Annotated in this window: 17 protein-coding genes; 9 read left to right on the plus strand and 8 right to left on the minus strand. The window is 57.0% G+C overall.

Annotated features, from left to right (window positions below; all coding sequences use genetic code 11):
• Window positions 1–130: 130 nt before the first annotated feature.
• Window positions 131–1,825 (plus strand): nitrate/nitrite two-component system sensor histidine kinase NarQ, encoded by a 1,695-nt coding sequence (gene narQ, locus BMW97_RS15680; protein WP_045908592.1) that lies wholly within the window; start codon window positions 131–133, stop codon window positions 1,823–1,825.
• A gap of 142 nt (window positions 1,826–1,967) precedes the next feature.
• Window positions 1,968–5,081, plus strand: a complete 3,114-nt coding sequence (gene acrD, locus BMW97_RS15685) for a multidrug efflux RND transporter permease AcrD (protein ID WP_045908586.1) — start codon at window positions 1,968–1,970, stop codon at window positions 5,079–5,081.
• Between the two features lie 109 nt (window positions 5,082–5,190).
• Here acrD and ypfM read toward each other — a convergent pair whose 3' ends face one another.
• Complete coding sequence (gene ypfM, locus BMW97_RS23930; protein ID WP_015572204.1) at window positions 5,191–5,250, minus strand: protein YpfM; 60 nt, start codon at window positions 5,248–5,250, stop codon at window positions 5,191–5,193.
• 387 nt (window positions 5,251–5,637) lie between these two features.
• Here ypfM and BMW97_RS15690 point away from each other — a divergent pair, with 387 nt between their 5' ends.
• Genes BMW97_RS15690 through BMW97_RS15700 form a run of 3 tightly spaced genes read left to right on the plus strand, consistent with a single transcriptional unit; the run spans window position 5,638 to window position 7,348 of the window.
• Window positions 5,638–5,988 carry an ArsC family reductase gene (locus tag BMW97_RS15690; protein ID WP_023294259.1) on the plus strand — a complete coding sequence of 117 codons (351 nt, stop codon included), beginning with the start codon at window positions 5,638–5,640 and terminating at the stop codon, window positions 5,986–5,988.
• 10 nt (window positions 5,989–5,998) lie between these two features.
• Window positions 5,999–7,126, plus strand: coding sequence for a succinyl-diaminopimelate desuccinylase (gene dapE, locus BMW97_RS15695; protein WP_023294260.1), 1,128 nt, complete (start codon window positions 5,999–6,001; stop codon window positions 7,124–7,126).
• Between the two features lie 24 nt (window positions 7,127–7,150).
• The gene (locus BMW97_RS15700; protein ID WP_008501627.1) at window positions 7,151–7,348 is read left to right on the plus strand and encodes a YpfN family protein; all 198 of its coding nucleotides are present in this window, start codon (window positions 7,151–7,153) and stop codon (window positions 7,346–7,348) included.
• Between the two features lie 38 nt (window positions 7,349–7,386).
• On the opposite strand, the gene ypfH is transcribed toward BMW97_RS15700, so the two are convergent.
• The 6 genes from ypfH to dapA all read right to left on the minus strand — a co-directional run bounded on the left by ypfH (window position 7,387) and on the right by dapA (window position 13,844).
• Window positions 7,387–8,082 (minus strand): esterase, encoded by a 696-nt coding sequence (gene ypfH / locus BMW97_RS15705; RefSeq protein WP_045908585.1) that lies wholly within the window; start codon window positions 8,080–8,082, stop codon window positions 7,387–7,389.
• 73 nt (window positions 8,083–8,155) lie between these two features.
• Window positions 8,156–10,102 carry a tRNA(Met) cytidine acetyltransferase TmcA gene (locus BMW97_RS15710; protein ID WP_045908584.1) on the minus strand — a complete coding sequence of 649 codons (1,947 nt, stop codon included), beginning with the start codon at window positions 10,100–10,102 and terminating at the stop codon, window positions 8,156–8,158.
• Window positions 10,102–10,971, minus strand: coding sequence for a KPN_02809 family neutral zinc metallopeptidase (locus tag BMW97_RS15715; protein WP_028016137.1), 870 nt, complete (start codon window positions 10,969–10,971; stop codon window positions 10,102–10,104). Before BMW97_RS15715 ends, BMW97_RS15710 begins: the two co-directional genes overlap by 1 nt.
• A gap of 120 nt (window positions 10,972–11,091) precedes the next feature.
• Window positions 11,092–11,805, minus strand: a complete 714-nt coding sequence (purC, locus tag BMW97_RS15720; RefSeq protein ID WP_008501631.1) for a phosphoribosylaminoimidazolesuccinocarboxamide synthase — start codon at window positions 11,803–11,805, stop codon at window positions 11,092–11,094.
• 109 nt (window positions 11,806–11,914) lie between these two features.
• Window positions 11,915–12,949, minus strand: a complete 1,035-nt coding sequence (gene bamC / locus BMW97_RS15725; protein WP_028016136.1) for an outer membrane protein assembly factor BamC — start codon at window positions 12,947–12,949, stop codon at window positions 11,915–11,917.
• A gap of 16 nt (window positions 12,950–12,965) precedes the next feature.
• Window positions 12,966–13,844 (minus strand): 4-hydroxy-tetrahydrodipicolinate synthase, encoded by an 879-nt coding sequence (gene dapA / locus BMW97_RS15730; protein ID WP_008501633.1) that lies wholly within the window; start codon window positions 13,842–13,844, stop codon window positions 12,966–12,968.
• Between the two features lie 145 nt (window positions 13,845–13,989).
• Between dapA and BMW97_RS15735 the strand changes: the two genes are divergently transcribed.
• Window positions 13,990–14,559, plus strand: coding sequence for a glycine cleavage system transcriptional repressor (locus tag BMW97_RS15735; RefSeq protein ID WP_023325845.1), 570 nt, complete (start codon window positions 13,990–13,992; stop codon window positions 14,557–14,559).
• Window positions 14,559–15,029: a thioredoxin-dependent thiol peroxidase gene (gene bcp / locus BMW97_RS15740; RefSeq protein ID WP_008501635.1), complete on the plus strand. Its 471-nt coding sequence runs from the start codon at window positions 14,559–14,561 to the stop codon at window positions 15,027–15,029. Before BMW97_RS15735 ends, bcp begins: the two co-directional genes overlap by 1 nt.
• 83 nt (window positions 15,030–15,112) lie before the next feature.
• Here the strand turns inward: bcp and BMW97_RS15745 are convergent, their stop codons facing one another.
• A complete protein-coding gene (locus BMW97_RS15745; protein WP_045908583.1) occupies window positions 15,113–16,177 on the minus strand; it encodes an AI-2E family transporter in 1,065 nt (354 codons plus the stop codon).
• Between the two features lie 221 nt (window positions 16,178–16,398).
• Here BMW97_RS15745 and bepA point away from each other — a divergent pair, with 221 nt between their 5' ends.
• Together bepA and arsC are read left to right on the plus strand one after the other, a co-directional pair.
• Window positions 16,399–17,862 carry a beta-barrel assembly-enhancing protease gene (gene bepA, locus BMW97_RS15750; RefSeq protein ID WP_090392983.1) on the plus strand — a complete coding sequence of 488 codons (1,464 nt, stop codon included), beginning with the start codon at window positions 16,399–16,401 and terminating at the stop codon, window positions 17,860–17,862.
• An 18-nt stretch (window positions 17,863–17,880) separates the two neighbouring features.
• Window positions 17,881–18,237, plus strand: coding sequence for an arsenate reductase (glutaredoxin) (gene arsC, locus BMW97_RS15755; RefSeq protein ID WP_032675303.1), 357 nt, complete (start codon window positions 17,881–17,883; stop codon window positions 18,235–18,237).
• The last annotated feature ends 46 nt before the right edge of the window (window positions 18,238–18,283 follow it).

The raw sequence follows: 18,283 nt of genomic DNA on the forward strand, positions 1-18,283 counted from the left end.
ATAACCTTTCTCTTTATAAGAGTATGGTATTTACGCATCACGGTGCGATCGGGCAATGTTCAAATGCCCGGAACGCCCAATTATTTCCAGTGAACCTGTGGCAGATCAATTTTATTCAGAGAGCCGTTCTGTGACCGTTAAACGACCCGTTTCCGGAAGCCTTGCCTGGGCTTTCTTTTCGATCATTGCCCTATCCGTGCTCAGCAGCACCGTCGCGCTGCTGACGCTGGCCAGCAGCCAGCGCGATGCCGAAGCCATCAACATCGCTGGCTCACTGCGCATGCAGAGCTATCGTCTGGGCTACGAGATGCAGCGCAACAGCCCTTTCCTTGAGGCACATCGCGAGAGCTGGCAACAGACGCTCGGCGCGCCTGCCCTGCAGAAGCTGAACCGCTGGTACGTCCCGGACAATGTGAAAGCACGCTATCAGCAGCTGCATGTGGCCTGGCAGGAGATGGATGCGCACATCGCCCGCGGCGACAACGCGTGGTATCAACGCAATATTGAAGATTTTGTCGGCCGCATTGATGCCTTTGTGCTCGCCCTCCAGCACTACACCGAACATAAAATTCAGACGGTCACCCTGCTCTCGCTGGCTGGCGCACTCGGGATCCTGCTGCTGACGCTGTTTACCCTGCGACGCATCCGTCGTCAGGTGGTGCTGCCGCTGAACAACCTGGTGGCGGCCAGCGAACGCATTGAGCGCGGTGAGTTTGCCACCCCTGCGCCGGATAGCGCCCTGCCGAACGAGCTGGGCCAGCTTTCGCGTGCCTTTAACCACATGTCAGCCGAGCTCGATACGCTCTACCGTTCGCTCGAAGCCTCGGTTGCGGAAAAGACGCGGCACCTGCACGAAGCCCACCAGCAGCTCGACATGCTGTTCAAGTGCTCGCAGGCGCTCAATACCGGGCAGATAGACAGCCACTGTTTCCGGCATATCCTGCAGATTGTCCATGACTATACGCAGATGAATTATCTGGAACTGCGCACCAGCGACGACTGGCGGCTGTGTGAAGGGACGGAGGCTGAGGGTATCCCTCTGCAAAACCTGCCGGTACTGATGCAGGACACGCTCTACGGCGAGCTGCGCTGGCAAAGCAAGGCGGACAGTGTCCCCCTTCCGCTGATGAGAAGCGTGGCGACCATGCTCGGGCGCGGACTGTACTTTAACCAGGCGCAAAAGCATTACCAGCAGCTGCTGCTGATGGAAGAGCGCGCCACTATTGCCCGCGAGCTGCACGATTCGCTGGCGCAGGTGCTGTCGTATCTGCGCATTCAGCTTGCGCTGCTCAAACGCGCCGTGCCGGAAGAAAATACCCAAGCGCAGGCCATTATCACCGACTTCTCCCGCGAGCTGAACAACGCCTGGCAGCAGCTTCGCGAGCTGCTGACCACCTTCCGCCTGACGCTGAACCATGCGAATTTACCCGCGGCGCTGCAGGAGTCACTCGACGGGCTGCAGAGCCAGACGCAGGCGAAACTGCATCTCGACTGCCGCCTCTCCTCGCTGGCGCTGGACGCGCAAAAGCAGGTGCATTTGCTGCAGATCGTGCGTGAAGCCGTGCTGAACGCCATTAAGCACGCGCAGGCGAGCGAAATCACCGTCAGCTGCGTGACCGCAGCGGACGGTACGCACAGCGTCAGCATTCGCGACAACGGCATCGGGATTGGCGAAGCCAGCGAGCCGCCGGGACATTACGGACTGAACATTATGCGCGAACGCGCGCAGCGGCTTGGAGGAGTGCTGCACTTTTCACAGCCGCAAAACGGCGGCACGCTGGTCAGCGTGACGTTCCCGGCGCCTTTGCCGTTAACGGGTAAATAACGGTAAAGAGGGAAGCGCAGGGAAAAGCGCATGATAATTTACACTATCTCCTTTATTTCTCCACGTTTGACCTGGGCCTTACCGCTAAAGTTATGCGGGCAATAAACAATAATGACGTGCAGCAAAACGAGGTCACACTTTCATGGCGAATTTTTTCATCGATCGCCCCATTTTTGCCTGGGTGCTTGCCATCCTGTTGTGTCTGACAGGCGTCCTGGCGATTACTTCACTTCCCGTTGAGCAATACCCCGACCTGGCACCGCCGAACGTGCGCATCACCGCAAACTACCCCGGCGCGTCCGCACAGACGCTGGAAAATACCGTGACGCAGGTTATCGAGCAGAACATGACGGGTCTGGATAACCTGATGTACATGTCCTCGCAAAGCAGCGCCACGGGACAGGCGACGGTCACCCTGAGCTTTAAGGCGGGCACCGACCCGGACGAAGCGGTGCAGCAGGTCCAAAACCAGCTGCAATCGGCCATGCGCAAGCTGCCCCAGGCGGTGCAAAACCAGGGCGTGACCGTGCGTAAAACCGGCGATACCAACATATTGACCATCGCGTTTGTCTCGACAGATGGCTCGATGGATAAACAGGACATCGCGGACTACGTCGCCAGTAATATTCAGGATCCCATCAGCCGGATTAACGGCGTCGGGGATATCGACGCCTACGGCTCACAATACTCCATGCGTATCTGGCTCGATCCCAATAAGCTGAACAGCTACCAGATGACGGCAACCGACGTGACGGATGCTATCAAAGCCCAGAACGCCCAGATTGCCGTAGGGCAACTGGGGGGAACGCCTTCCGTTGATAAGCAAGCCCTGAACGCCACCATTAATTCGCAATCCCTGCTGCAGACGCCGGACCAGTTCCGCAATATCACCCTGCGCGTGAATCAGGACGGGTCGGAAGTGCGTCTCGGCGATGTCGCCACGGTGGAAATGGGGGCGGAGAAATACGACTACCTGAGCCGCTTTAACGGCAATCAGGCCTCCGGTCTGGGGATTAAACTGGCCTCCGGCGCGAACGAAATGGCGACGGCAAAACTGGTGTTAGACCGTCTGGACGAGCTGTCGCAGTATTTCCCGCACGGGCTGGAGTACAAAGTCGCCTATGAAACCACCTCCTTCGTAAAAGCCTCCATTGAAGACGTGGTGAAGACTCTGCTCGAAGCCATCGCGCTGGTGTTCCTGGTCATGTACCTGTTCCTGCAAAACTTCCGCGCGACGCTGATCCCCACCATTGCCGTCCCCGTGGTGCTGCTGGGGACCTTTGCGGTGCTCTACGCCTTCGGGTACAGCATTAATACCCTGACGATGTTTGCGATGGTGCTGGCAATCGGCCTTCTGGTGGATGATGCCATCGTGGTGGTTGAAAACGTCGAGCGCATCATGAGCGAAGAAGGGCTCTCTCCGCGCCAGGCGACGCGCAAGTCCATGGGGCAAATTCAGGGGGCGCTGGTCGGGATTGCGATGGTGCTGTCGGCCGTCTTTATCCCGATGGCCTTCTTTGGCGGCACCACCGGGGCGATTTACCGCCAGTTCTCGATCACCATCGTCTCGGCGATGGTGCTCTCCGTGCTGGTCGCGCTGATCCTCACCCCCGCGCTGTGCGCCACCATTCTGAAACCGCTGCACAAAGGAGAGCATCACGGGCAGAAAGGGTTCTTCGGCTGGTTTAACCGCATGTTCAACCGCAACGCCGCGCGGTATGAATCTGCCGTTGGTCGCGTACTGCACCGCAGCCTGCGCTGGATGATGATTTACGTTGTGCTGCTGGGCGGCATGGTCTGGCTGTTCCTGCACCTGCCCACCTCGTTCCTGCCGATGGAAGACCGGGGGATGTTCACCACCTCGGTGCAGCTTCCGAGCGGCGCAACGCAGCAGCAGACGCTGAAAGTGGTCCAGAAAGTGGAACAGTACTTCTTCACCAAAGAGAAAGATAACGTTGTGTCGGTCTTCTCTACCGTCGGCTCTGGCCCGGGTGGTAACGGGCAGAACGTCGCCCGCATGTTTGTCCGCCTGAAGGACTGGGACGAGCGCGATACCCGGACGGGCACCTCGTTTGCCATTATTGAACGTGCGACAAAAGCCTTTGCGCACATCAAAGAAGCGCGCGTCTTTGCCAGCAGTCCGCCGGCGATAAGCGGGCTGGGCAGTTCCGCCGGGTTCGATATGGAGCTGCAGGATCACGCCGGTGCGGGCCACACGGCGCTGATGGCGGCACGCGATAAGCTGTTAGCGCTGGCAGGCAACGATCCCGGCCTGACCCGCGTTCGCCATAACGGCCTCGACGACAGCCCCCAGCTTCAGGTGGATATCGACCAGCGTAAGGCGCAGGCGCTGGGCGTCTCGATCAACGATATCAACGACACCCTGCAAACGGCGTGGGGGTCGAGCTATGTGAATGACTTTATGGATCGCGGCCGCGTGAAAAAAGTGTATGTCCAGTCCGCCGCGCCGTTCCGCATGCTGCCGGATGATATTAACCGCTGGTTTGTCAGAAATAATGCTGGCGGCATGGTGCCGTTCTCCGCCTTTGCCAGTTCGCACTGGGAGAGCGGATCGCCACGCCTGGAACGCTATAACGGCTACTCTGCGGTTGAAATCGTCGGGGAAGCCGCGCCGGGCGTCAGCACCGGTACCGCCATGGACACCATGGAAAAACTGGTGCAACAGCTGCCCGCCGGTTTTGGTCTCGAGTGGACGGCCATGTCTTACCAGGAGCGTCTCTCAGGGGCGCAGGCCCCCGCCCTTTACGCGCTCTCGCTGCTGGTGGTCTTCCTCTGCCTTGCCGCCCTGTATGAGAGCTGGTCGGTCCCGTTCTCGGTCATGCTGGTCGTGCCCCTTGGGGTTATCGGTGCGCTGCTCGCGACCTGGATGCGAGGCCTGGAGAACGATGTTTACTTCCAGGTGGGCCTGCTCACCGTCATTGGGCTATCGGCGAAAAACGCCATTCTGATCGTTGAGTTTGCCAACGAGATGAATGCCAAAGGCCACGAACTGATGGCCGCCACGCTGCACGCCTGCCGTCAGCGCCTGCGCCCAATCCTGATGACGTCGCTGGCGTTTATTTTTGGTGTACTGCCGATGGCGACCAGCACTGGCGCAGGCTCCAGCAGCCAGCATGCCGTCGGCACGGGAGTGATGGGCGGCATGATTTCGGCCACCATCCTGGCCATTTACTTCGTTCCGCTGTTCTTTGTGCTGGTGCGTCGCCGCTTCCCGCTAAAGGAACGTCCTGAGTAAGTGGTTGAAATAAAAAAAGGCGGCTTTATCGGCCGCCTTTTTACTGTGTGATTAATTCACACTATGGTTATTTTACTTATTTTAGTGCTCTTGCAATTCTTACTGAATGTCATTTACGAAGCATGCCTTCGATAAAATCTTTCCAGTTCCCCAGTTCACGTTCAATCATAACAACCTCTCTTATTATTATGCGCATTCTACAAAAACGTACCATCATTGTGAAGACTATTTAACCAATTGCTGTGATTGTACCCCACGTCCTGCGGGGATTTATGATAAATATGAACGGAGAGCCCTCAATTTTTTGTGACGGCCAGCAATATTTTGAAATAACCCTACGAACGGGTGAGTTTTATTTTATTGGCTGAGTTTATTGGGTTTTTAAAGTTTATGGACATCTATGCTTAAATGATGAAAGAATATTCAGCGTACAGTTGTGAGTCGAATTAAGCAGGCGCATTAATCCAGACAATTCCTGAATGTGTTATATTCCACTTAAGGATATATCTTCGAATTTACTGAACATTTAATTATCAGAACATCAAAAGGATTCACCATGGTAGTGATGTACGGCATTAAAAATTGCGACACCATCAAAAAAGCCCGCCGCTGGCTGGACGCTAACAGCGTGGAGTACCGCTTCCACGATTACCGTGCCGATGGGCTCGATGCAGAATTTCTGCATAGCGCTATTCGCGAACTGGGCTGGGAAGCCCTGCTGAACACCCGCGGTACCACCTGGCGTAAACTGGACGACTCTCTGCGCGCCAGCATCAAAGATGCCGACAGCGCGGCAAAACTGATGCTCGAGATGCCGGCAATTATCAAACGCCCATTGCTCTGCGCGCCAGGGCAGCCTATGCTGCTGGGTTTCAGTGAAACCCTTTATTCCGACTTTTTTCGTTGAGGTGTAGTTTATGTCATGCCCGGTCATTGAGCTGACTCAGCAGCTTATTCGCCGTCCTTCCCTTAGCCCGGACGACGCAGGTTGTCAGGCTCTTATGATTGAACGCCTGCGTGCCATCGGTTTTACCGTTGAACGCATGGATTTTGGCGATACCCAGAACTTCTGGGCGTGGCGCGGACAGGGCGAAACGCTGGCCTTCGCCGGGCATACTGACGTCGTTCCCGCCGGTGACGCGGATCGCTGGATTAACCCGCCGTTTGAGCCGACCATTCGCGATGGCATGCTGTTTGGTCGCGGCGCGGCAGACATGAAAGGCTCTCTGGCGGCGATGGTCGTGGCGGCAGAGCGCTTTGTGGCGCAGCATCCGAACCACAAAAACCGTCTCGCGTTTTTGATCACCTCCGACGAAGAAGCCAGCGCGCACAACGGTACCGTAAAGGTCGTTGAAGCGCTGATGGCACGCAACGAGCGTCTCGACTACTGTCTGGTCGGTGAGCCGTCCAGCACCGAAGTGGTGGGTGACGTCGTCAAAAACGGACGCCGTGGCTCGCTGACCTGTAACCTGACCATTCACGGCGTTCAGGGCCACGTTGCTTACCCGCATCTGGCCGATAACCCGGTCCACCGCGCCGCGCCAATGCTGAGCGAGCTGGTGGCGATTGAGTGGGATAAGGGTAACGAGTTCTTCCCGCCGACCAGCATGCAGATAGCAAACGTCAAGGCCGGAACCGGCAGCAATAACGTGATCCCGGGGGATTACTTCGTCCAGTTCAACTTCCGCTTCAGCACGGAACTGACCGATGAGATGATCAAGGCGCGCGTTATCGCCCTGCTGGAAAAATATCAGCTGCGCTATACCGTGGAGTGGTGGCTTTCCGGCCAGCCGTTCCTGACGCAGCGTGGCAAACTGGTGGATGCGGTGGTGAACGCCATCGAGCACTATAATGAAATTAAGCCACAGCTGCTGACAACGGGTGGTACCTCAGACGGACGCTTTATCGCCCGTATGGGTGCTCAGGTTGTCGAACTGGGGCCAGTGAACGCAACCATTCATAAAATAAATGAGTGTGTCAATGCGGCAGATTTACAACTGCTGGCCCGTATGTATCAACGTATTATGGAGCAAATCGTCGCCTGACGAACGCTCTGAGAGGAATAGCGAATGGATTGGCTTTCAAAGTACTGGTGGGTTCTGGTGTTGGTTTTTCTGGTCGGCGTACTGCTTAACGTGATTAAAGACCTTAAGCGCGTGGACCATAAAAAATTTCTCGCCAACAAACCGGATCTTCCCCCGCACCGTGATTTCAACGACAAGTGGGACGATGACGACGACTGGCCGAAGAAAGACCAGAAGAAGTAACCGGTCTGTACCCCCTCTCCTGTGGAGAGGGGGTAACCTCACATAAACTCAACAATATCATCGTTATCCGGCTTACCGCCGCTGAGCGCTTCATCAAAGTAGTGTTTCGGTACGGTATAGCGCAAACGATCGAGCGCAAACTGCATGCTGCGGTCGTCAATGGCGTGGCCCAGATCGTCAACGATATCCAGCGTCACATCCCCACCTTCCCGAATCAGCGCTTCCTGGGCAGCAACCGCATGCGAGAGTTCAATCACCCGGTCTTCACCGCCGTGGATTAAGTGGATCGTGGTCTGCGTGGTTGCGCTTGTCGGTAACGTCGCAAAACGGCCGTTAAACGCGATCACCCGTGACACCAGACCTGGCTGCGCCTTTACGCTTTCCAGCGACATGATTGACCCCTGCGAGAAGCCAATCAGCGCAGTGGCATCGGCTCCTACGCCGCTCTGCTGCTGCCAGTAGCGGACGACCTCGATAAAGGTCGGCATGATGGCATCAATGCGCGCCTGACGGTTCTCTTCCGTCACGCCCTGAACCGAGAACCACTGGCGCCCGTTCGGGCCGCATGGCTCTACGCCCCCGATGCTGACAATCAGCGCGTCGGGAAAAACGGGCGCAAACCAGCTGCCAATCTGACCCATATTGACGGCATTATCGCCAACCCCATGAAACAGAAGCAGTAACTGTTTAGCCGGTTTGTCAGGGCTTTGAACAACAAAATGGTCATGTTTCATGGTGGTCTCCTTAATAGATGACCTGGATTCTACGCCTCCCGGCGGGAATGACCATGCCACTTTACTGAAGAAGTCATTGAAAAAATTGCCATTGCAAAATGGCTTCCTTCAACTGCTGGCAGCGGGGATAATCAAGACTTTCAAGCGCTTGCGCGGTTTCACTGCGCAGCTTGGCCAGCAACGCTTTTCGCCCGACCTCATCCGTTTTCCCTGCCATTTTCCCCCGCAGGGCCGGAAGCGGCATATCAACGGTGAGCAACAACCGCGTCAGCGCAGCAACCGAGGTTGAAAACGCGCGATGGGCAAAAGCAAACCCCGCCAGCTCCCGCCAGTCATCACTATTAAGGGTAGCTTCCCAGCCGTCGTCCACCGGGATCTTTTCACCGTTCCAGGCCGACAGGACGCGCATATCCCGGCACAAACGCTGATGTTCCTGCGCGCACAGCCGATGCCCTGCCTCGCTCAGCGGCAGCAGCGCCATCGCCGTGTAGCAGCCGCTGCTGGCTTCCCGATGGCTCCCCATCCGCACCAGCACAAACCCGCACCGCTGCCAGAAATGCCACAGCTCGTCGGTGTAGCCAAAACTCACCGACAGATAATCTTCCCCGCGGGCGCTACGGATAAGCCGTTGCCCGATGCCTTCCCGCTGGCGCAGGGGGTGAACCGCAATGCGGCTAACCCGTCGCCCTTTCAGCGTCGCCGCAAGCGGAGAGCCGCCGTGCGCCGCCAGGGACTGCGCCACGAGATTCCCGCGTGGACGCCGGTATCCCGCCCACACGGCGCGGCTAAGCTCAGGGGACAACCCGCCCTCTTCCACCAGCCAGAGCGCGCCTGCAATCTCTGCCTCCGTCCCGGCAACAGCAAAGTGCTGTCCGGGCGCGTCCATCATCCGGCGTAAATCGAGCGGTGACGTGCGGTAGTGTGCAGCACACAGCAGTTCATAAACGCTTGCCACGCGTGCCGGGTCGCTCTCCCACATCCGCGGCGCCAGCGGCGTTATACGCACATCGCCTTCCGGTTTGCGGTCGATAAGCGCATCATCAAATAACAGAGCATTCGCCACGAACCGCTCAAGCGGACATCCGGCAGCCCAGCGAATGGGGGTCGATAAGGCATAATGCCGCAGTCCGCTAAAACGGGCGCAAAACTTCAGCAGGAAACCCCTGCCCGTTCCTTCATAGCCCTGCACCGTGGTGGTTAACACTACGCGCGGAAAGCGCGTGACCAGCTTCTCCAGCAGCGGGCCCGGGATGGCAGCCGCTTCATCGACAATCAGCCAGTCGGCCTGCAGCGCGGAGGCCAGCAGCGCATCCGGGGCCATAAAGTGAAAATGCTGGCCCGCGAAGCGCGCAATGACATCCGTTGCCCCTTTAGCCGGTGCCGTGACCACCGCACTCCCCTGAATGTTACTGAGCAGCATCCCAGCCAGCGCTGACTTTCCGCGCCCGCGCGGTGCCGTTACCGCGGCAATGCCCGCAGGCATGGTCAGAAGCGCGTCGAGGATCTCCGCCTGCTCGCGCTGCGGTGCGCCGCTGGCAGGCTGCCAGGCGGGTAAATCCGGCGCAACGGGAACGGACAAGGGGCGATGCTGCTGCCAGACAATCGCATCCGGATCGGCGGCAAGCGTCCGGCAGAAGTGGTGCACAAAGTGTGGAGTGGCGATCGGCTCCGCGCTGTCGCTCCAGCGCAAAGAATCGCTGTCTGGCCTGTCGGCCCAGTCAGCAAGCGGAGGGACCAGCAGTACCAGGAGGCTTCCGGCGCGCAGCGTCCCGCTGAGCGCGGCGAAGGCTGAGACGTCAAACCCGGCGCGCGCGTCAAAGACAGCATGCCGATATTCGCGTCCCAGCAATCCGCTGAGGGCTTTAGAGGGATTATCATCCAGCCACAGCCAGTCTCCCGGCAGGGTATTACGCAGGTCAGTCGCCTGACTCAACGTCCACTGCGCCTCGCCGCTGAGCACCACCAGCCGACGATGGCCGGTGCGCTCAAGCTCGCGTATCAGCTGATCAAACGCCAGCATTACATCGCTTTGCCGAAGGTATTACACTGCGCCGGGTCGCCGCTGTCGAAACCGCGTTTAAACCAGCTGTAGCGCTGCTGTGAGGTACCGTGGGTGAAGCTGTCCGGCACGACGCGCCCCTGGCTCTGCTGCTGAAGACGGTCGTCACCGATCGCCTGAGCGGCATTCAGCGCCTCCTCAAGATCGCCGGATTCCAGCACGCCCTGCTGCTGCATGCTGTGGCCCCAGACGCCCGCGAAGCAGTCCGCCTGCAGCTCCATTTTGACGGACAAACGGTTCACTTCCGCCTGAGACGCATTTTGCTGCAGCTGGCGCACTTTTGGCTCAATCCCCAGCAGCTTTTGCACGTGATGGCCGACTTCATGCGCGATCACGTAGCCTTGGGCAAAATCGCCGTCAGCGCCAAGCTTGCGTTTCATGTCATCGTAAAAGGAGAGATCGATATAGACGGTGCCGTCCGCCGGGCAGTAGAACGGCCCCATCACGGACTGTCCGGTACCGCATCCGGTGCGGGTGGCGCCCCGGTACATCACCAGCTTTGGCTGCTGGTAGGTGCGCCCCATTTTCTCGAAGAGCTGACCCCAGGTATCTTCCGTTGTGGCGAGGATCACGGAGGTAAATTTGGCCGCTTCATCTTCATTCGGGCTGATGGAGCGCTGAGAATGCTGCTGCTGTTGCAGCGGCTGACCGGTCATTAACCCGGTGAGATCGACGCCGTAATACCCCGCGACCAGCACCACTATCAGCAGGATGATACCGCCCTTGCCGCTGGGTAAACGGAAGCCGGGTCCCCCCATGGAAGGACCGCCGCCGCCATCACTGCGTCTGTCTTCTACATTGTCACTTTCACGACGCCCTTGCCAGCGCATAACCACCTCGAACTATTCCATTTATAATAGCTATGATCGTAGGCGGTTAACGACAAGATTACCATAGGAAACAAAGGTAAGACGCCAAAGGATGCGAACATCCTTTGGCAAGTGAGGGAGTTAGTCGAGCTTAACGCCTAAACGGTGAGCAACCGCTTCGTAGGCTTCAATCAGGCCACCCAGGCTCTGACGGAAACGGTCTTTGTCCATTTTATCCAGGGTTTCTTTGTCCCACAGGCGGCTGCCGTCCGGTGAGAACTCATCGCCCAGCACCACTTCGCCTTTGAACAGACCAAACTCCAGCTTGAAGTCGACGAGGATCAGGCCCGCGTCATCAAACAATTTTTTCAGCACGTCGTTGGCTTTGTAGGTCAGCTCTTTCATGCGCGCCAGGTTCTCTTTGTTCACCCAGCCGAAGGTTTCGCAGTAGGAATCATTGACCATCGGGTCGTGCATGGCGTCGTTTTTCAGGAACAGATCGAACAGCGGTGGATTCAGTTCGATACCTTCTTCAATGCCCAGACGCTTCACCAGGGAGCCCGCCGCACGGTTACGAATAACGCACTCAACCGGAACCATATCCAGTTTTTTCACCAGACATTCCGTATCGGACAGCAACGCTTCCATCTGAGTCGGGATACCCGCTTCGGCCAGTTTGGTCATAATGAAGTGGTTGAACTTGTTGTTCACCATGCCTTTACGATCGAACTGCTCAATGCGTGCGCCATCCCCTGCTGACGTATCATTGCGGAACTCGAGCACCAACAGATCCGGGTTTTCCGTGCTGTATACGGTCTTCGCTTTGCCACGATACAACTCAGCTTGCTTCTGCATCTTCATTACTCCTGGTGTGATGATTTGTGTTCAAAACTGGGGATATTATGCCACGCACACGTTTGCGTAGCACGAAAATAAAAAGGGCTGGATTCACCAGCCCTCGTATTTATTTGCTGAATGCTGCCTGGAAGACAGCGACCAGCGCATCGTTCTGCGACTGGGTCAGCGTGTGACCTTTTGGATCGATAAACTGCAGGCTACTGCGGTTATCAAGGTCACCGACCTGAATTTTGTAGTCACCGGAGGCAAGCTGAGGATCTTTTGCACCCAGTTCCTGCCATGCGCTGTCGGAGAGCGGCTTATAGGTTGCCGTTATGCTGCCGGTTGAGCGGGTGCTGTCAGTGACTTTCATGCCCACTTTTTCCAGCGTCGCAGGCAGACGCTGCCAGGTCTGGTTAAACGGTGCGCGCACCACCAGCATTGGCAGGCCAGTATCATCCGCGCCGCTCTGGACATCGAAGGTTACACCGTTGCGGCTCTGCGCGGCGTTGGCGGCATCGGTCGCGGTTTTATCCAGACCTGCGGCAATCACGTTCAGCATTTCGGTGCTGTAACGCTGCAGGGACGAGGCATCCGCAACCGGTTTACCCGCCTGCTCGAGGTTCAACAGCTTAACGTTGACCGCCTGCTGGTAACCCTGTGGTTTTACGGAGACTTGATAGCGACCGCGGTACTGCTGATCTTCATCCAGACGGTTCCATTCGATCCAGTCGGTGGTTAACGTCTGGCTGGCGTCATCGCGTTTATCGATGGTGTAGTTCTTCGACTGAATGACGCTGACAACCTGTGGCCAAAGCGTGCTACCGCGCGCGCTCTCAACCATCAGAGACGCGGTATCACCGGTGAACTGGGTACGCGCCCCGTTAACCAGCGCCAGAGGCTGTGCTGGTGGACGAATATCAAGCGCTTTACCGACCAGGCCGCTGCCGTTGGTCACGGGAATATTATAATCGCCGTTCTGAATCGGCAGGATCATACCAGCCGGTGCGTGAAGTTCAGCAAGCGGGGTCGCATCCAGATAGGATTCATCACCGCTCACCTGGCGCTTGTAGCGCGAGTCTGAACTACAGGCAGCGAGCAGCATAACAAGCGAAACACTCGCAACCTTCGCCAGGCGCGACTTCTGTACTGAATAAGCCATCAAATCTCCCTAAACTCTACAGCAAACCGGCATGCTTCAGCGCTGCCCTGACGATATCACGACCGTGGTCGGTAATCGGTGTCATTGGCAGACGCAGCGTGTCGGTTGCTACAAGCCCCAACTCCTTACATGCCCATTTCACTGGGATCGGATTGGGTTCGACAAATAATTTATTGTGCAGCGGCATCAGACGCTGATTGATGACACGCGCTTCATCAAAGTGACCGGCCGCGGCCAGTTTGCACATTTCAGCCATGTCGCGCGCCGCAACGTTTGCCGTTACGGAGATCACGCCATGACCACCGAGCTGCATAAAGTCCAGCGCGGTCGCATCATCACCGCTCAACAGGATAAAGTCGTCTGAAACCAGCTCTTTGATCTGATGAACGCGGCTTAAGTTCCCTGTCGCCTCTTTAATACCGATAATATTTTTTACTTCCGAGAGACGGCCAACGGTTTCCGGCAGCATATCGCAACCAGTACGGGACGGCACATTATACAGAATTTGTGGCAAGTCAGTATGTTCAGCGATGGCTTTGAAGTGCTGGAACAAACCTTCCTGAGTGGGACGGTTGTAGTAAGGGGTCACCGTCAGACAGCCGACAATGCCGCTGTCGTTAAAACGTTTAGTCAGGCTGATCGCTTCTGCGGTGGCATTCGCGCCTGTGCCCGCGATGACCGGAATACGTCCGTCAGCCAGTTCCAGGGTCAGCATAACCACATCGCCGTGCTCGTCGTGGCTCAGCGTTGCAGATTCACCGGTAGTCCCTACCGAAACGATCGCCGAGGTTCCATTGGCGACATGGTAATCAATCAGCTTCTTCATGCTAGACCGGCAGACGTTACCTTTTTCATCCATCGGTGTTACAAGCGCGACAATACTTCCCGTGAACATGAGCCATCCTCTGTGCGAACAAGAGTCTCAATGGTACGTTTGGAACTGTAATAAAAGCAAGCGACCTGAGGCCCTCAGGCGGTTGTATGCATGTTTTTTTTATGCTTTCCTTAGGAAGACTTAACCATGCAAAGGAAGAACAGGTTTGACAACCTCATCACAACATTACCTGGTTATCACTGCGCTGGGTGCCGACAGGCCGGGTATCGTGAACACCATCACCCGCCACGTAAGCAGCTGCGGCTGTAATATCGAAGACAGCCGTCTGGCCATGCTCGGCGAAGAGTTCACATTCATTATGTTGCTTTCCGGGACATGGAACGCCATCACGTTGATTGAATCGACCCTGCCGCTGAAAGGCGCCGAGCTGGACTTGCTGATCGTCATGAAGCGCACCACCGCGCGACCGCGTCCGGCTATGCCTTCTACCGTCTGGGTGCAGGTTGAAGTGCCTGATTCTCCGCATCTGATTGAGCGCTTCACCGCGCTGTTTGACAGCCATCAGATGAACATCGCCGAGCTCGTTTCCCGCACACAGCCGGGGGACGCAAGCACGGTTCCCACGCTCTTTATTCAAATTACCGCGCACAGTCCTGCATCACAGGATGCGTCAAATATCGAGCAAGCGTTCAAAGCCCTCTGTACAGAATTAAACGCGCAGGGCAGTATAAGCGTCGTCAATTATTCGCAGCACGAACAGGATGGAGTTGAGTAATGAATCCACTGAAAGCCGGTGACATCGCACCGAAATTTAGCTTACCGGATCAAGACGGCGAGCAAGTAAATTTGACCGACTTCCAGGGACAGCGTGTTCTGGTCTATTTCTACCCGAAAGCCATGACCCCCGGCTGCACCGTACAGGCCTGCGGCTTACGCGACAACATGGATGAGTTGAAGAAAGTCGGCGTGGAAGTGCTGGGTATCAGCACCGATAAACCAGAAAAGCTGTCACGATTTGCTGAAAAAGAGCTGCTGAACTTCACGCTGCTTTCTGATGAAGATCATCAGGTTTGCGAGCAGTTCGGCGTCTGGGGCGAGAAGACGTTTATGGGTAAAACCTACGACGGCATTCACCGCATCAGCTTCCTGATTGACGCTGACGGTAAAGTTGAACACGTGTTTGACGACTTCAAAACCAGCAACCACCACGACGTGGTGTTGAACTGGCTGAAAGAAAGTGCCTGAAAGTGAGTGTCGGGTGGCGGCTTCGCCTTACCCGACCTAAAAGGATAAGTCGGCCGGGTAAGCGCAGCGCCACCCGGCAAAACTTACTGCTCTTCTACCGCCGGCACATCCGGCCACGCGTGGACGACTGCTTTAATCAGCGTTGCCAGCGGAATGGCGAAGAACACGCCCCAGAATCCCCACAGCCCGCCGAAAATCACCACCGATAAGATAATCACCAGCGGATGCAGGTTTACCGCTTCGGAGAACAGCACCGGTACCAGCAGGTTACCGTCCAGCCCCTGAATAATCAGGTACACCGCGAAGCAGCTCCAGAACTCGGTTCCCAGCCCAAACTGGAACAACGCCACGCCAACCACCGGAATGGTCACCACAAACGCGCCGATATACGGGATCAGGACCGATAACCCTACCAGCACCGCCAGCAGCAGCGAGTAGTTCAGGCCGAAAATCAGGAAGCCAATCCAGGTGGCGACCCCCACGACAATCATCTCCAGCACCTTGCCGCGAATGTAGTTGGTGATCTGCTGATTCATCTCTTCCCAGACCTGCCCCGCCAGCCCGCGGTTGCGCGGCAGAATACGGCGCACGGCGTTGAGCATCTGGTCTTTATCTTTCACCAGGAAGAAGACCATCAGCGGCACCAGTACAAGGTAGACCGCCAGCGTCAGCAGTCCGACCAGGGACGCCAGCGAGTACTTCACCACCGAATCGCCCATCGTCATGATGCGGGCGCGCATGTTTTCGGCCATCGCGTCGATAATCCCGGCATCCATCAGCGCAGGATAACGACGCGGCAGCGTGGCGGCGAAATCAGACAGCTTGTTCAGCATGCCGGGCATATCGCGGATCAGGTTGATTCCCTGTTGCCAGGCAACCGGCATCACCACAAAGGCCATCAGCAGCAGGATGCCAACAAACAGCACCAGCACGATGCTGGTCGCCCAGCGGCGGGAACAGCCGATATGTTCCAGGCGCGCCGTGGGCCACTCCAGCAGGTACGCCAGCACAATCGCCACCAGCAGAGGGGCAAGCAGACCGCTGAAGAAGAACAGGATACCGAACCCGGCAACCAGAATAACCAACAAAGCAATAGCTTCCGGGTCGCTGAAGCGACGCCGGTACCACTGCATTAACATTTCGAGCATACAACCCTTCCCTGAATCGAATGGCGGGAGTGAGACGGTGAATTGTATCTAACTGTCACAAAAAAGACTTTCGCTTTTTGTATCCCGATCGCAATCCGCAAAAGCCTGATGAATGGGATTTTCTTCATGCTACAACACGGCTACACTCGCAGGGCAGCAGAGATGAACGATATGCCGGTTCATCGGTCAAATTAGCACATCCAACATACAGGACAGTGGTTATGTTCAGGCAATTGAGAAAAACACTGGTTGCAACACTGATTGCCGCGGTGACGGTCGGTCAGGTGTTGCCCGCTTTTGCTGACTCGTCCGATACATTGCCGGACATGGGCACCACAGCAGGAAGCACGCTCTCTATTGGGCAAGAGATGCAAATGGGGGATTACTATGTTCGCCAGCTGCGCGGCAGCGCCCCGCTGATTAACGACCCTTTGCTGGTACAGTACATAAACGGGTTGGGAATGCGTCTGGTGGCGCACGCCGATTCGGTCAGAACCCCCTTCCATTTCTATTTAATCAATAACGACGAAATCAACGCCTTCGCCTTCTTTGGCGGTAACGTGGTGCTGCATTCGGCGTTATTCCGTTACTCAGACAACGAAAGCCAGCTGGCCTCGGTGATGGCGCACGAAATTTCGCACGTCACGCAGCGTCACCTGGCGCGTGCGATGGAAGACCAGAAACGTAACGCTCCCCTTACCTGGGTGGGCGCATTGGGATCGATTCTGCTGGCGATGGCCAGCCCGCAGGCCGGGATGGCAGCGCTGACCGGTACGCTGGCAGGAACGCGCCAGGGGATGATCAGCTTTACCCAGCAGAACGAGCAGGAAGCAGACCGCATCGGCATCCAGGTGTTACAGCGTTCAGGCTTTGACCCGCAGGCCATGCCGAGCTTCCTCGAAAAACTGCTCGATCAGGCGCGTTATTCTTCCCGTCCACCGGAAATTTTGCTCACGCACCCGCTGCCTGAAAGCCGTCTGTCGGACGCGCGTAACCGTGCCAACCAGATGCGTCCGGTTGTGGTCCAGTCTTCGCAGGATTTCTACATGGCGAAAGTGAGAACGCTGGGGATGTACAATTCCGGGCGTAACCAGCTCACCAGCGACCTGCTGGATACCCTGGCGAAAGGCAACGTGCGCGAGAAGAACGCCGCGCAGTATGGTCAGGCGCTCCAGGCGATGGAAGCCAGCAAATACGACGAGGCGCGTAAGGCGCTGCAGCCGCTTCTGGCTGCCGACCCAAACAACCCGTGGTACCTCGATCTGTCGACGGATATCGATCTGGGGCAGAAAAAGCCTGCCGATGCGATTAACCGCCTGAAAGGGGCGAAAGACGTCCGTACCAACCCGGTGCTGCAGCTTAACCTGGCGAACGCTTACTTGCAGGGCGGCCAGCCGGGTGAAGCAGCGACCATCCTGAACCGCTACACCTTTAATAATAAAGACGATCAAAACGGCTGGGATCTGCTCGCTCAGGCGGAAGCCCAGCTCGGCAACCGCGATCAGGAGCTGGCGGCGCGTGCCGAAGGCTTTGCCCTGGTGGGCCGCCTCGATCAGGCCATTTCCGCGCTCAGCAGCGCCAGCTCGCAGGTCAAACTCGGCAGCCTCCAGCAGGCCCGATACGACGCGCGTATCGATCATCTTCGCGGCCTGCAGCAGCGCTTCAAGCCGTACGAGAAGATGTAATCAAGGAGAATTCACGTCATGACAGACGCCGTAAAAATTTACCACAACCCGCGCTGCTCCAAGAGCCGCGATACCCTGAGCCTGCTGAAGTCTAACGGCGTGGAGCCGGAGGTGGTGCTGTACCTCGACACCCCACCGGACGCACAGACCCTCCGCCAGCTGCTGCATATGCTGGGCATGGGCAGTGCGCGGGATCTGATGCGCAAGAAAGAAGATCTGTATACGTCGCTTAACCTGGATGACAGCCGTCTCTCCGAGGCCCAGCTGATACAGGCGATGGTTGAAAATCCAAAGCTGATTGAGCGCCCGATTGTCGTGGCGAACGGCCAGGCGCGCATTGGACGCCCGCCGGAAGACGTGCTCGAGATCCTCTGATGGTTTCTGCCCGGTGGCGCTGCGCTTAGCGGGCCTACGGGTGCCT

Origin of the sequence: Enterobacter sp. NFIX58 (assembly GCF_900110475.1) — a bacterium.
Classification (GTDB): Bacteria; Pseudomonadota; Gammaproteobacteria; order Enterobacterales; family Enterobacteriaceae; genus Enterobacter; species Enterobacter quasiroggenkampii.

What these genes read in the sequence shown, in the direction of transcription:
- acrD (WP_045908586.1), top strand. Translation starts at nt 1,968, where the DNA reads ATGGCGAATTTTTTCATCGATCGCCCCATTTTTGCCTGGGTGCTTGCC.
- BMW97_RS15690 (WP_023294259.1), top strand. Translation starts at nt 5,638, where the DNA reads ATGGTAGTGATGTACGGCATTAAAAATTGCGACACCATCAAAAAAGCC.
- dapE (WP_023294260.1), top strand. Translation starts at nt 5,999, where the DNA reads ATGTCATGCCCGGTCATTGAGCTGACTCAGCAGCTTATTCGCCGTCCT.
- BMW97_RS15700 (WP_008501627.1), top strand. Translation starts at nt 7,151, where the DNA reads ATGGATTGGCTTTCAAAGTACTGGTGGGTTCTGGTGTTGGTTTTTCTG.
- ypfH (WP_045908585.1), bottom strand. Translation starts at nt 8,082, where the DNA reads ATGAAACATGACCATTTTGTTGTTCAAAGCCCTGACAAACCGGCTAAA.
- BMW97_RS15710 (WP_045908584.1), bottom strand. Translation starts at nt 10,102, where the DNA reads ATGCTGGCGTTTGATCAGCTGATACGCGAGCTTGAGCGCACCGGCCAT.
- BMW97_RS15715 (WP_028016137.1), bottom strand. Translation starts at nt 10,971, where the DNA reads ATGCGCTGGCAAGGGCGTCGTGAAAGTGACAATGTAGAAGACAGACGC.
- purC (WP_008501631.1), bottom strand. Translation starts at nt 11,805, where the DNA reads ATGCAGAAGCAAGCTGAGTTGTATCGTGGCAAAGCGAAGACCGTATAC.
- bamC (WP_028016136.1), bottom strand. Translation starts at nt 12,949, where the DNA reads ATGGCTTATTCAGTACAGAAGTCGCGCCTGGCGAAGGTTGCGAGTGTT.
- dapA (WP_008501633.1), bottom strand. Translation starts at nt 13,844, where the DNA reads ATGTTCACGGGAAGTATTGTCGCGCTTGTAACACCGATGGATGAAAAA.
- bcp (WP_008501635.1), top strand. Translation starts at nt 14,559, where the DNA reads ATGAATCCACTGAAAGCCGGTGACATCGCACCGAAATTTAGCTTACCG.
- BMW97_RS15745 (WP_045908583.1), bottom strand. Translation starts at nt 16,177, where the DNA reads ATGCTCGAAATGTTAATGCAGTGGTACCGGCGTCGCTTCAGCGACCCG.
- bepA (WP_090392983.1), top strand. Translation starts at nt 16,399, where the DNA reads ATGTTCAGGCAATTGAGAAAAACACTGGTTGCAACACTGATTGCCGCG.
- arsC (WP_032675303.1), top strand. Translation starts at nt 17,881, where the DNA reads ATGACAGACGCCGTAAAAATTTACCACAACCCGCGCTGCTCCAAGAGC.